Source organism: Yoonia sp. 72, from assembly GCF_034652275.1.
GTDB lineage: Bacteria > Pseudomonadota > Alphaproteobacteria > Rhodobacterales > Rhodobacteraceae > Yoonia.
Genome location: NZ_JAXIWG010000001.1, coordinates 1,322,474 through 1,336,482, shown reverse-complemented (window position 1 = coordinate 1,336,482; position 14,009 = coordinate 1,322,474). Strand labels below are relative to the sequence as shown.

6 protein-coding genes are annotated in these 14,009 nt (G+C 57.0%); 3 read left to right on the top strand and 3 right to left on the bottom strand.

What is annotated here, in order from left to right; genetic code table 11:
• Positions 1 to 80: 80 nt before the first annotated feature.
• A complete protein-coding gene (locus VCK47_RS06760; RefSeq protein WP_322889942.1) occupies positions 81 to 1,619 on the bottom strand; it encodes an AMP-binding protein in 1,539 nt (512 codons plus the stop codon).
• Positions 1,620 to 1,693: 74 nt separating this feature from the next.
• Positions 1,694 to 2,125, bottom strand: a complete 432-nt coding sequence (locus VCK47_RS06755; RefSeq protein WP_322889941.1) for a DUF1489 domain-containing protein — start codon at positions 2,123 to 2,125, stop codon at positions 1,694 to 1,696.
• Positions 2,126 to 2,319: 194 nt separating this feature from the next.
• Here VCK47_RS06755 and VCK47_RS06750 point away from each other — a divergent pair, with 194 nt between their 5' ends.
• Positions 2,320 to 4,629, top strand: a complete 2,310-nt coding sequence (locus VCK47_RS06750) for an adenosylcobalamin-dependent ribonucleoside-diphosphate reductase (RefSeq protein ID WP_322889940.1) — start codon at positions 2,320 to 2,322, stop codon at positions 4,627 to 4,629.
• 433 nt (positions 4,630 to 5,062) lie between these two features.
• Positions 5,063 to 8,668, top strand: coding sequence for an ATP-binding protein (locus tag VCK47_RS06745; RefSeq protein ID WP_322889939.1), 3,606 nt, complete (start codon positions 5,063 to 5,065; stop codon positions 8,666 to 8,668).
• 192 nt (positions 8,669 to 8,860) lie between these two features.
• Here VCK47_RS06745 and VCK47_RS06740 read toward each other — a convergent pair whose 3' ends face one another.
• Positions 8,861 to 10,708, bottom strand: a complete 1,848-nt coding sequence (locus VCK47_RS06740; protein ID WP_322889938.1) for a TniQ family protein — start codon at positions 10,706 to 10,708, stop codon at positions 8,861 to 8,863.
• Between the two features lie 455 nt (positions 10,709 to 11,163).
• On the opposite strand from VCK47_RS06740, the gene VCK47_RS06735 reads away from it, so the two are divergent.
• On the top strand, positions 11,164 to 14,007 hold the full coding sequence (locus VCK47_RS06735; RefSeq protein WP_322889937.1) for a DEAD/DEAH box helicase: 2,844 nt from the start codon (positions 11,164 to 11,166) through the stop codon (positions 14,005 to 14,007).
• Positions 14,008 to 14,009 lie beyond the last annotated feature (2 nt).

Sequence of the window (14,009 nt, the reverse complement as noted above, 5' to 3'; positions counted from 1 at the left end):
CACCCTAGGCGCATCGCGCGCCCAGACTTGTCACAATACGACGCCGCGTGGCGTTTTTGTCCCGACGCCGGATGGCGTCATTATCCCTGCGCTGCGATCCTGTCGCGCAAGACCCGCCGCAAGATCTTGCCCGAGGCCGATTTGGGGATTTCCGGCACGACATGGATCTGGTGCAACTGCTTGTAATGCGCTAGCGTCCGGCGCAGATGCGCCATGATCGCGTCGGTGTCGGCGACCCCGTCCCGCGCCACGATAAAGGCAATCGGCAACTCGCCCGCCTCGGCATCCGGCAGGCCGATCACGGCGGCGTCGGTGATCCCGTCAAGTGCGACAAGTGCGGCCTCAAGCTCGGCGGGGGCGACCTGAAAGCCTTTGTATTTGATGAGTTCCTTCAACCGGTCGACGATAAACATATAACCCTGTTCGTCGATCCGCGCGATGTCGCCCGTGCGCAGCCACCCGTCATCCGTGATCGTGGCGGCAGTGGCCGTAGGGTTGTTCAGATACCCCTGCATCACCTGCGGCCCCTTGATCCACAATTCGCCGTCCTGTCCTGCTGGCAAGTCCGCCCCCGTTTCGATATCGACGATGCGGCAGGACGTGTTCGGCACCGACTGACCGGAGGCACCCGCGACGGCCGCCTTGGCAGGCGTGACATGGGACACGGGGGCAAGCTCGGTCATCCCGTAGCCTTGCAGGGAGATGCAATCCAGCCGCTTGCCCACGGCATTGGACAATTCCGCCCCCATCGGTGCGGCACCCGAAAACACCTGTTCGATGCTGGACAGATCATACTGGTCCACCAGCGGATGCTTGGCCAGTGCCAGCGCCACCGGAGGGACGATCCACATGCGCCGCGCCTTGTGGTCCTGACTGATCTGCAAGAACAGCGGAAGATCGAAACGCGGCATCGTCACAACCGCACCGCCGCCTGCCAGATGGACATTCATCAGCACGGTCATGCCGTAGATATGAAAGAACGGAAGGAACCCCGCCGCAACCTCGCCCTTGCGGAAATCGGCGGCGGCGATGATCTGGTCGACGTTCACGACAAGATTGCGATGCGACAGCATCACGCCTTTGGGCAGGCCCGTGGTCCCCGACGAATAAGGCAGCACGACCGTATGCGCCACGATATCGACTGGCACCTGCGCGGGCAAAGGATCACCCATCAGCGCCGTGTAGGCATCGGTGCCGATGGCGATCACGTCCAGATCGCCCGCACCATCCCGTGCGGTGGCCAGAAAATCGGGGATGGTGATCAGCACATCGGCACGCGAATCCGCAAGCTGGTGGCGGATCTCGGTCGCGGTATAGGTCGGGTTCAGCGTCGTGATCGTGCCACCGGCCCAAGCGACGGCATGAAAGATCACGCAATACTCGGGCATATTGGGCGCCATCAATGCCACGACCTTGCCTTGCCCCAGTCCCGCCGCCGTCAAGCCCCCCGCCAACCGCTTGACCTGATCCATGAAATCCGCCGCCGTCAGGCTGCGCCCCGATGGGCCGTCGATCAGCACCACATCGTTGGGGCGGTCCGCCAGCCCATCAAACACCCGTTCGGTGATGGATTGATCGCGCAACGGCACATCGGCAAAAGGCGTGTGGTAGATTGACATGCGTTCCTCCCCAGAAATGCTGGGGTCAGGATGCGTCAGACGCTGCGCGAAAGCCAGTCACAAGTCGGGGCGGATCAGCGCACCCCGATGGCCGCCAGCGCCTTGGACAATTCGGGGGGCAGCGCCTCTTCATGCTGGCGACCTGCGGGCAGATCGGCGGGCGCATCCGCCACGGGCAGATAACGCCAGCCCTGAAAAGCGCGCTTTGGCGTTGCCGCGACACGGATCAGGCCGGGTTTACACACGATGGCGCAGCGGCGGATGTCGTCGCCGCCGATATATTCATCAAGCCGCAGGATAGGCTGGCGGCACAGGATCACACCCTTGATCACCCAAAAGATCGACCCGCCGTTCAGGATTTCATCCTCGCGCTTGGGCCACATCCGGGTGATGTGGCGCGGCAGCCCGTCCTCGGTCTGCGCGCGCCTGTCAGCCTGCCACGCGGCAAGATCGGCCACGTCATCCGTGCCGACCGAAAGCTTGAGCAGGTGGACTGTACTGGTCATCTATCCCCCCCGGGATCAGCGTGAATTAAGGCGGCAGGATCGAAAAGCAAGGCTGCGACAAAATATACGATCCAGAACCGTCGATGCAGGTTGAAACCACAAGATATGGCGGTCTACAAGACCGTTCCAGAATCCCCGCAACTGACTTAACATGGCGTGTCTTCGCCATGGCCGCCAGCATGAAAGCAAAACCCATGTCCCATTTCGCAGCCCCCATCGCCGAACAGATCTGGGACATGAAATACCGTTTCAAACAGGCCGACGGTACGCCGATCGACACGACGGTCGAGGATACATGGCACCGGATCGCCAGATCGCTTGCCGCGGTAGAGGCCGACCCGCAGGCGTGGGAGCCGAAATTCTACGATGCGCTGGCCGATTTCAAATACCTGCCCGCAGGCCGGATTACGGCGGGGGCGGGCACCGCGCGGTCAGTGACATTGTTCAACTGCTTTGTGATGGGCACCGTGCCCGACAGCATGGGCGGCATCTTCGACATGCTCAAAGAGGCTGCGCTGACCATGCAGCAGGGCGGTGGCATCGGTTATGATTTCTCTACCATCCGGCCCAAGGGAGCGTCGGTGCTCGGTGTCGCCGCCGATGCCTCGGGCCCATTGTCCTTCATGGATGTCTGGGATGCCATGTGCCGCACAATCATGTCGGCAGGGTCTCGCCGTGGCGCGATGATGGCCACGATGCGCTGCGACCACCCCGATATCGAAGCCTTCATCACTGCCAAATCCGACGCCGCGCGCCTGCGGATGTTCAACATGTCGGTGCTGATCACCGATCCGTTCATGGCGTCGGTCAAGGCGGGCGGCGACTGGGATCTCGTGTTCGACGGGCAGGTCTACAAGACCCTCAAAGCGCGCGATCTGTGGGATACGATCATGCAATCGACCTATGATTACGCCGAACCCGGCGTGATCTTCATCGACCGCATCAACCAGATGAACAATCTGAACTACTGCGAAACCATCGCCGCGACGAACCCCTGCGGCGAACAGCCATTGCCGCCCTATGGCGCCTGCCTGTTGGGATCGATCAACATGGCGCGGCTGGTCAGTGATCCGTTTAGCGAGAGCGCGAAACTGGACGCGGACGCCCTGACCGATCTGGTCGCCACCGCCGTGCGGATGATGGACAATGTCGTGGATGCCTCGCGCTTTCCGCTACCTGCCCAACAGCAGGAGGCGATGAACAAGCGCCGGATCGGGCTGGGCGTCACCGGCCTTGCCGATGCCTTGCTGATGGTCGGGCTGCGCTATGGCTCCGAAGAGGCCGCAGCACAGACCGACGCCTGGATGCATGCCATCGCACGCGCGGCCTATCTGGCCTCGGTGGAGCTCGCCAAAGAAAAAGGCGCGTTTCCGCTGTTCGACGCCGACAAATACCTCGCCAGTGGTGCCATGCAGCAGATGGACACCGATGTGCGCGACGCGATCCGCACCCACGGCATCCGCAACGCATTGCTGACCTCCATCGCGCCCACCGGCACGATCAGCCTTTACGCGGGGAACGTCTCGTCCGGGATCGAACCGGTCTTTGCCTATGCCTATACTCGCAAAGTCCTGCAAAAAGATGGCAGCAAGACCGAGGAAGAAGTCGTCGATTACGCCGTCCAGATGTGGCGCGATCTGAAAGGCGACGCAGCCCTGCCAGACTATTTCGTCAATGCGCAAACCCTCGCCCCGCTCGATCACGTCCGCATGCAGGCGGCCGCGCAGAAATGGATCGACAGCAGCATTTCCAAAACCATCAACTGCCCCGAGGACATCAGCTTTGATGCCTTCAAGGAAGTCTACATGGCCGCCTGGGACCAAGGCTGCAAAGGCTGCACGACCTACCGGCCCAATGACGTGACCGGCTCGGTGCTGTCCGTGTCGGAAGAAAAACCCCAACTTCTTTTTTCCGAAAATACTCCCGCCGGAGGCGACCCGGCAGGGTCTGATGTCACCACCCCTGGCGGCGAAGTGATCTATATGTCGGAACCGCTGGACCGGCCGCAGGAACTGGAAGGGGCAACCTACAAGCTCAAATGGCCCGACAGCGAACATGCGATCTACATCACGATCAACGACCTGATCGTGGCGGGGCACCGCCGCCCGTTTGAGATTTTCATCAATTCCAAGAACATGGAACATTTCGCCTGGACCGTGGCGCTGACGCGGATGATCTCGGCGGTGTTCCGGCGCGGCGGTGACGTGACCTTTGTGGTGGAAGAACTCAAAGCCGTGTTCGACCCGCGCGGGGGCGCATGGATGCAGGGCAAATATGTGCCGTCGATCCTGGCAGCAATCGGCGGCGTCATCGAGCGGCACATGGTCTCGATCGGGTTCCTGGCGGGCGAAGGTCTGGGCCTCAAGACCGACCCGACAGCCGATGTGGTTACGCTAAATGGTGGCAAGCGCGGCAAGGCCTGTTCGTCCTGCGGGTCCTATGACCTGCGCATGGTCGAAGGCTGCATGACCTGCGCCTCCTGCGGGTTTTCCAAATGCGGTTGATCGCGGCATTCTGCCTTGACCGAGAGAAACCATAACAGTGCGCAAACGAAACCATAACGCTGCGCAAGGGGTGTCAAGAGGCGTTTGCCAGAAGTAGTAGTCAAGTAAGCTGCCCAGCTGGGCGGCTTCCTTAACCATAAGTAATTATAGTTAACTTGATGGGCGCAGCGTCAACATCCGGTGCGGACGGTGTCGCTGCCACATGTACAATACAGGCTCCCGAACTTAACAGCGCATGGCTGCGGGCAGCCCAAACCTTACAGAGACTTCCTGTACGTCGAGCAGAAATCGAGTATTTGATGGTGTCGTGGCCATTGGCTATTTAAGAATTTAGAATTGTGACCCACGCCAAAAGTAAACAGTCGACATAACAGTGAGACTTCCGTCTTTAATACGCCTAGGATAGTGTTTCGATCATGGTAGGCATTTCCTTATGAACAATAGTCTTTCCAAGATTGGCCTTTGGATCTCCCATCAACTCATCAAGATAGCTGAAGCGCTGCGCATACGATCGACGTCATCGTCGGGGCCAGCAAAATTCGTTGATCTCGCCCCAACTGATGAGGCTGACCAAGAAGGGGTGTACTCGGCTGCATTGAAGTTCGCGACCAACAGTCCCAACGTCTCAAACATTGCACTTACAGGACCTTATGGCTCTGGCAAAAGCAGTATCATCCGATCGTTCTTGAAGTCCTATCCCCGTCAAGCCCTGCACATTTCTTTGGCCGCCTTCTTACCAGAAGCCGGCGCTGAACGACGCACAGTTACCAAACAGGAAGTTGAGCGAAGTATCCTCCAGCAACTGCTCTATGGCGCTGATGCGGATAAACTGCCGCTCTCGCGTTTCAAGCGGATCCAATCGCCAGGGTTCTGGGCGATCTTTCGATCACTGTCCATTCTTGCAGGGTTGCTTGCACTCTGGCATGTGTTCCATAAACGCGCATCGATTATAGAGGGATCTTATTTCGAACCCTTTGATGTAACAAACTGGCTCGATATCTCCATCGCCGCTTTCGCGCTGGCCTTTCTTTGGTCTGCAATTCATCACTTGTACGTCATAAGTTTCGGGGTGTCGCTAAAAAGCATTTCGCTGAAAGACATTGAGATGCGGCCGTCTTCTGATGACCAGGATTCGATCCTTAACCGTCATTTGGACGAAATCGTTTACTTTTTCCAGTCAACGCGCTATGATCTAGTGGTTGTTGAGGATCTCGACCGGTTCGAGGATTCCGATATCTTTGTCACCCTTCGCGAGATCAATAGCCTTGTCAACGGCAACGTGGGCGTGAGACGCCGAGTCCGATTCCTCTACGCGCTGCGCGACGACATGTTCGTTAACACCGACCGAACCAAATTCTTCGAATTCATTATTCCTGTCATTCCGATTATCAACAGCTCAAATTCGATTGACATGGTGCTCGCGCAAGGCAAGCGGCTTGAATTGGACGGAAAGCTTGATCAGCAGTTTCTGCGCGAAGTGTCCCGCTACCTGAGCGATCTCCGACTGATCCATAACATCTTTAACGAGTACGCGATCTATGTCGCCAGCTTGGAGACCGATGGAGAATATGCTCTAGATCCCACCAAGCTTCTCGCGGTGCTGATCTATAAAAATGTCTACCCACGGGATTTTGAACAACTGCATCGCGGTAAAGGGCATCTCGCTGGGATTTTGGGGCGAAAAGAAGAGCTCATTGCAATGCGTGAACAGCGCTACCGGTCCGAGATTGCCGTACTTGAACGCAATATTGAAATGGCGCAACAAAAGGTCCCGAAAGATCTGCGCGAACTCAGACGAATTTACGCGATGTTTCTTTTCGAGTCGCTGCCAGCCAATACATTTGCAGTGGGCAGAAATTCACAAGAGAGCATTGCGTTCAATACCTTGTCTGATCATGAACACTTCGACGAACTTATAGTGGCACCAACACTTTTTTATCGTCATGCTAATGGTTATCCGGCTCAGCACAACAATTCTAACCTGCAAAAAATAGTCAACCCAGAGGAGGGCTATGTTGAACAGGTTCGAAGCGTCGAACATAAGGGACATGCACTTAAAAAGGCTGCGCATCTGAAAATCATCAACTTGAGAAACGAGATTAAATCTATCCGGACCTGTAAGTTTAATGTTTTGCTGCGATCCAATACCGAGGAAGTCGAAAACCTTTTTGAGGAGTTCAAGGACGGCGGTAACCTTGCTCGTTTCCTGCTGCTTGAGGGATATCTCGACGATAGCTACTATCAGTACACCTCCTTGTTTCACACAGGACGGCTTTCACCAAATGACAACAAGTTCCTTATTCAGATTAGATCGTTCCACACACCTGACCCTTATTTCCCAATCGACAACACAAATGAAGTGATAGCGGGAATGAGGGAGGACGATTTTGGCCTCGATTACGCACTGAACGTCCGGATTATAGATGCTCTATTGGAAAGTGAAGAGCATAAGGAGCGACTTGCAAAAGTCTTTACATATCTTTCGAACGAGTTTCCGAACCAGCAGGAATTCTTCGAAGCCTACTACGCGATGGGATCGCATGTTGCCGAGTTCTTGAGGCTTCTTGTCGATGCTTGGCGGGGTTTCGTACCCGCGGCAATTGGGGGAGCCTCCGCAACCTTTCATGTCGCGCGCCTCATCGAGCATCTTCCGCCCGCCATGCTTGCTCGCGAGCGGGAGGAGCACCCAGAGCTTAAGGCGTTCGTGGCCGACAACCTGCCGGACATTCTCGGCCGCTTGGAGGGAGTAGATCCGGGCAAGCTCGAAGAGTTACGGATTGAGACAAATGACCTTGATGCGATCAACGGATATCCAAACGTCGCTCGCAAACTGTATGAATTCGGCCATTACCTCCTGAGCAACGCAAATTTCGATTACATTTTCGGCACGATCCTCGGAGAAGAAGTCGGCCCGGCCTTGCGTAAGCGGCATTATTCAAGGGTCCGAAACTCCGGAGCCGAGCCCCTGCTTGCCCGGGTGGAGAGAGACTTCGCAGCGTACTTTGGGAACGTACTGCTGGGTATGGATGACGACGATGAGGAGGATATCGACGCGATACTGGCTGTGATGTCCCACGATGAGCTCGATACCCAAGAGATAGAAACCTTTGTCCTGCGCCAAACGAAACTTCTGCCATTACTCAAAGAAGTCCCCGAGCGATATCGGAGCATTGTTGTGCGCAGGGCCCGGATTGCTCCGACCTGGTCCAATTGCATGGCTTACCTTGGGTCAGAGACATTCGAGAGCGGCGCTCTCATCACCTTCCTTGACAATGAGGAGGTCCGCGCAATTCTGCTGGAAACTCCGCTTCCGGAAGCCAAGGAAGTGTTTCCTTTCCATCAGTTCCTGATCAGTGCTGAGGATCTCGGAGATGAGGCATATCGCGCATATGTCCGAGCGCTACCAAACGAATTCAAGAAATTTCCCGAATCTGTAAGTGCCCAAAAGCGCCGGATACTGATTGATGAGCGGCGCATTACTTTCGATGCCAAGACTTTGGCTGAACTTGACGGCAACGTCGATCTTCAAACGGCATTCGTTGCTCAGAACATCGCCACATATCTTGATGACCCCAGCTCTTTTTCGATCGATGACAACCTCCGCGAGCGATTGCTGGCCGCTGAAATCACGAGCGACCAGAAGCGTGCTGTAATTGGTTTAATGGACTTGAGCGGTCTTCCAAGTCTACCCGAACGTGCTGGCATCGTTGGGCCGATACTTCTGCAGACAAATGGCGCGCTACCTCACCTCACGTCAGATATCATCAAAGCAATCGTCGTGAATGCCAAGCCAGTAGGCATACAGATCCAGCTGCTCAATCTGCTACACGAAACCCTCGATAAAAACGAAGTTCGTGAGGTCCTTGGACAGCTTTCTGACCCATACTCAAAGATCCAAATCGGATATGCACGTCCGGTACTCAAGAGGACATATGAAAATAGCGAACTTGTCAGCTGGTTGGAGGCGCGCGATATCATCTCTTCGGTAGGGACGCCGTTCTGGTCAAACGATATCATGGTTAATTTATATCGATCATGAGACGATAACTTACGCCTTTGACTCGTCCGTACAGCCGCTACTCCTGATCTCAAATTGCTGCATGATTGACCAACAGCCGGTCTGGCGTAGCTGTGAGGCAGCATGGGAATTGGGGGCGGAGGGCGGCCTTGGGCTGGTCACACCAAGCTATCCCCGGTATGATCCGAATTCAACGTCAGCCCTCTTTACCTTTCAATCGTGCAGACACGGTTGACCAAGGAGGTTGATCATGGTGCTTCGCAAAAAGACCCGACCGTACTCCCGGCCGTCCTGCGTAAATGGCTTCACGCATTGGCGATCCAGTTCCGCGAGTAGGCTCTGCCAACTCCTGCGATACGCGTTCGCCATTGTCCGTGGCGTGAAAAACTGGGCATGAAACGCCTCTGCATCGTCTGTGGTAATGTAGAACTGTTCCGCGTTCGTCCTTGGATTGATTGCCGTGGTCGCGGGTGTGTGCCCATCGAGGATAAGCCGGCGCAAGCCCACTGGCGAACCTGCACCTACAGATCTCGCGAAGGTCTCGATGCTGTGCCCCGGCGGAGCTTCATTTCCAAACAGCCGGGCGACCTCGTCATGGTCTACATATACAGCGGAGTATCCTGTTCGGCCCTCCAAGTTCCCGATCCGATGCAGCCGCCCGTCCATGATGGCGCGGATGATGACACCGGGGCCAATCTTGAGTCGTTGTGCGGATTTCGAGATGTGTTCCCAGCTATGTTGTGGCTGCCGGAGCTGAACTGCGCCCCGCAACAGCGCAGTCGTAAACGCGGTTCCAGTCCGAGGATCCCAGACTGATTTCGTGTCCATTGTTTCCAGAGCTGGCTTGAGGACATCATCTGCGACGAGAAGGTCGAACTGCGACCGGGTCGCGCTTATGATGTCACGGAACTCCGTGGCGGGAACCAGGACTGTCAGGTCGTCCAGGATGGGCGACGCTGCAGCCGCTTCGAAGACTGCCCAGGAGTCCGGCAGATCACAGTCCTCCGCCAGAATGCCTGAAGCGACCAGCAACTTCCGCAAACGTCGGGGATCGATGCCTGTCTCTTGGGACGCCGTCGTAACGGAATGCAGGCGTCGCTCGTGAACCGGCTCACCCAGCAATTCATCGCCGGGTCCAAGCGGCCAGGTCGCCGCCATATGATCCCGAAGGATGCGCCGGAACGCAGTATAGTCCGGGTTGTCGAAGTAATCATGGGACAGGCGATCATAGAGGGCCGGGAAGATCTTCTTCGGGCCGTCCTGCGGAGTTTCGATCAGCTCTTGAAGTCGAAAAAGTGCGTTGCGGACTTCTGCTTCTCCGCCCTGCGCGATTTCAAAGCCTTGAGCGTAAAGGGCGTGTCGCGAATCCGCCGCGATGTGATCGAGCCTGAGCCCGTCCAGCCGCAGGAGGGAGATCCCGAGAAGACGACAAAAAACTGATGCGGCGTGCAGCGGATGACTGGACAGCCAGTCCGGACCCGGACCATCAGAAAGCCGATCTTCAAGCCAGTCTTCGAAAGATGTCAAATGTTCTTCGGGATTGTCCATTTCCCCACGCAGGATTGCGGTGCTGACCGCTGCCAGGTGCTGCGCATTGTCGTACCGCACGGTTGCGTGGGGTTCACGGTAGAGCGAAATCAGCGGGTGATCATGTCGTACACAGGTTGAAACATAGGGAATACTCCAGTGTCCTCGAATGCCCATCGCCTGTTCCGGCGGCAGGTCGGACTGCTGCGCATCCTCCCGCAAGCATATAGGACATCCACGGATATCTGGATTTCTTAAGGTCATTCCATGGAAGACGTGTCCTCGGAAGTTGAAGTGCCCCGCACCGAGAGATACTGGCGACCAGGCAGCGAGTTCATCCGGATGAATGCCACCGAGTTCTGCAATTACGCGCAACGCACTTGGGTGCCCATCGACAATGTCTCGGAACGGAACACCGAAATCCCGACAGAAAACAGGTGCGGACAACCCATTCCGCGCAGCCAAACGCGACGTAAAAGATGTCGCGGTTTCTCTCCAAAGGAGTTCGATATTCAAGGGCAGCGTTTTGGCCATCAGGGTATCCGTTTTTAGGTTCTGCCCATTTTTTCGCTGGAGGTGGTTCCTGTTCGTTCTGACAATTGATTTGCCCAAGCTGAGCAGGATGCGATCATGTCATTTAAGAACACTGTCCAATTTCTCAGGGTTGTAGTGACTGTTCAATCCGTCGTTGCCGATATTGTCCTTAACTGGGTTGAATGACAGAAGAAAATGGCATTTGGTTGCACGGGGAAGTGTAGGTGGGGATGATTGCTCGGTCCTGACGCTCCGACATAACTGATTTTGAAAACCGAGTGCGCTGCTTCTCGGTACTCGAATCGAAGTTCTACACGGCGAATACAGGATACCGATCGTTTATGACTTCAGAATATCCTACCCCTGGCGCCGTCATCAGCCTCCGCTCGGCTACTTGGAAAGTGCTCGGCACCTCGATCTTGAAGCGAGGGTTCCGGGAGGTCCGTTGTCGCGGCATGACAGGACTGGTGCGCGACAAGGAAGCCCGGTTTGTTTGGGATCTCGAGAAGGGCGCGCGCATCTTGGATCCAGCGGCAATCAATCTGGTCCCTGATGCGTCCCCAGGATTGATTGACACGAAGCTGCACCTCGCAGCCGCGTTCCGAGCGACGCCCACCACGACGCGGCGGCCCCTCACTCTTGGCAAGGCCGCTATCGATGATCTGACGTTCCAGCACCTACCGGTGCAACGTGCCTTGGCCCAAGACAGGGTCCGGCTCCTGATCGCGGATGATGTGGGTCTCGGAAAGACACTCGAAGCGGGTTTGATCACCTCGGAGTTGGCACTCCGAGGCCGGGCGAATAGGATACTTGTGATTACCACACGTGCAATGCTGACCCAATTCCAGAAGGAATTCTGGACTCGGTTCTCGATCCCGCTCGCGAGGCTTGATAGCGCCGCAATCCGCAGGATGCGGAACCGGATCCCGGCACACTACAATGTTTTCGACCAGTTCGACCGATCCATCGTATCAATTGATACATTGAAGCGGGACACCCAGATCCGGGACGCGCTGAAACATTCCTACTGGGACCTGATCATCATTGATGAGGCGCACAACGCGGCAGCTCGAAAAGCGGCGGCCGGGTCGAACTCGCAACGGGCGGAGCTGGCGCAGCTCCTTTCTCAGCGGACGGACTCGCTACTCCTCCTGACCGCGACCCCACATGACGGGTCACAGGAGAGTTTCGCGAGCCTGATCACGATGTTAGACCCGACCCGGGTTCCGGACCCGACGCGGCTGCACCGATCCGATATAGAGGATCTTGTCGTGCGGCGTTTTCGCTCTTCGCCGGAGGTGGTCGTCGATATCGGAAGGGAGGTTCCCAAGCGAGAGCTGTTCCCGCGCCGTTTTCCGATCAGCCCAGAGGAAGAGGTGGCCTATCAGTCGATTGCGGAACTTCATCTCGATCTGGATACGGATGGAACCAAGGGACGCGCTATCGATCTGTTCCGGACTACGATCGCCAAGGCGATATTCTCCAGTCCGGCGGCTTGCCATGAGACGTTGGAGCGGCGGATTCGAGGAATAGAAAATGGCGCGGCCCGCGGCACCGAGGCAGATCGGGACCGGTTGCGGGCTTTGGCTGACCAAGTCGCGGCGATCGACACTGGTGCCTTCAGCAAATATCAGGAGCTGCTGCAGCTTCTGCGTGAACTGTCCTGGACCGGAAAATCGACGCGTGACCGCCTGGTGATCTTCTCGGAACGGATTGCGACCGTCGCCTGGCTTGCCGGGCGTTTGCGCGAGGATTTGAATCTCGCGGCAGACCAAGTGGCGCGGGTCGACGGGGGCAGTGTCGAGGCAGACGTCCGGACCCAAGAGGTGATCGAGGCGTTTGGCCAGGAGCGGTCCCCGATCCGGATCCTGATCGCCTCAGACATGGCATCCGAGGGATTGAACCTGCATTTCCAATGCCATCGGCTCATTCATTTCGATCTGCCTTGGTCCCTTCTGAGGTTCCAACAGCGCAACGGGCGGATCGACAGATATGGTCAGGACCGACCGCCGCAGATCAGCTACTTCGTGGGGGAGAGCACGCACCCGAAAGTACGGCAGATGTGGGTGCTTGAGAAGCTTGTCGCGAAGGACGAGGCTGCCCAAGCAGGTGTAGGGGACCCGGCCGTATTTCTTGGGGCGGGGAACGCTGAGGGAGAAGAGGCAGTCGTTGCGGAGGTGATCGCATCCGGGATAGGCGCGGAGGCGTTTGAGCGTCAGATGGACGAGCGCGCGGCCGAGACAGTTATCCATATGTCAGTCGACGACGAATATGCTGCCCTCTTCGGAGACTATGCGGATCCTGCCCCAGCAGCTGCTCTGAACGGGGCATCTGTCGATGACGGCCCACCGCGGCTTTTCAAAGACACTTTCACCTATGCGACAGTGATGGTCGAGCGGCTCTCCCGTCCTGAAGAGAACGCATTTCCTGAAATGCCAGGGATATTTCCTAACGATCGCCTCATAAGACTCTCCATTCCTGCCGACATGCGGTCCCGAGACGGGTTTGGCTACGCGAGTGATGGCGCAGTAGACGGCCGATTCATGCCGGAAGAGGCGGTTGGCCCTGGGAACCGTATTGAGCTTACTGATCAGGCGGCGGTGATCAACAAGGCCATCAACGACGCCAAGGCGCAGGAACGCGCTTGGCCGACCGTTCAGTTCCTGTGGGACGGGCATCCGATCCTAGAGTGGTTTGCTGACCGAGCCAGCACATTTTTTCCGGAGCATTCGGCACCGGTGGCGCCGCTTGTCGGAAGGCTCGCCCCAGGAGAAGTTGCCGTTATCCTGCATGGGGCCATCCCAAACGCGAACGGGGCCCCGGTCGTCGACCTTTGGGCTGCAGTTGTCCAATCCCCTGAAGGTACGGTCCGGATAGAGGATATGAGCACGTTCCTTTCCCGGACCCAGCTTGCGGAGGATACGCCCAGTCGGCCCCTCGAAGATCTCTCCTTTGCAAAAGCTGCGATCTCGATCGCCGTAGATCGGTTCCAGACCCACCTCGTAGAACTGAGACGAGCGAGGGAGGCGGACATTCAGCTGGATCTGGACGTGGTCCTCAACCGGCTTGCTGCCCTTGAAACACGGTTCCGCGCGCAACTCACGCTCAACCTCGGCGACGTGCCAACGAGCGATGCTGAGATGAGCCCGACCGAGAAGAGGCGTCTCACGATCCGCCGCAAGCGTGAACAGGAAATCGACAAGCTGTTTCATGACTGGACCGAGTGGTTTGCGCGTACGCGGAAGATGGTGACCGACCCGAACCCGCATGTGGATGTCAAAGCTGTGTTTGTAGGATGACT

Coding starts and splice junctions, on each gene's coding strand:
- VCK47_RS06760 (WP_322889942.1), bottom strand. CDS start 1,619: ATGTCAATCTACCACACGCCTTTTGCCGATGTGCCGTTGCGCGATCAA.
- VCK47_RS06755 (WP_322889941.1), bottom strand. CDS start 2,125: ATGACCAGTACAGTCCACCTGCTCAAGCTTTCGGTCGGCACGGATGAC.
- VCK47_RS06750 (WP_322889940.1), top strand. CDS start 2,320: ATGTCCCATTTCGCAGCCCCCATCGCCGAACAGATCTGGGACATGAAA.
- VCK47_RS06745 (WP_322889939.1), top strand. CDS start 5,063: ATGAACAATAGTCTTTCCAAGATTGGCCTTTGGATCTCCCATCAACTC.
- VCK47_RS06740 (WP_322889938.1), bottom strand. CDS start 10,708: ATGGCCAAAACGCTGCCCTTGAATATCGAACTCCTTTGGAGAGAAACC.
- VCK47_RS06735 (WP_322889937.1), top strand. CDS start 11,164: ATGACAGGACTGGTGCGCGACAAGGAAGCCCGGTTTGTTTGGGATCTC.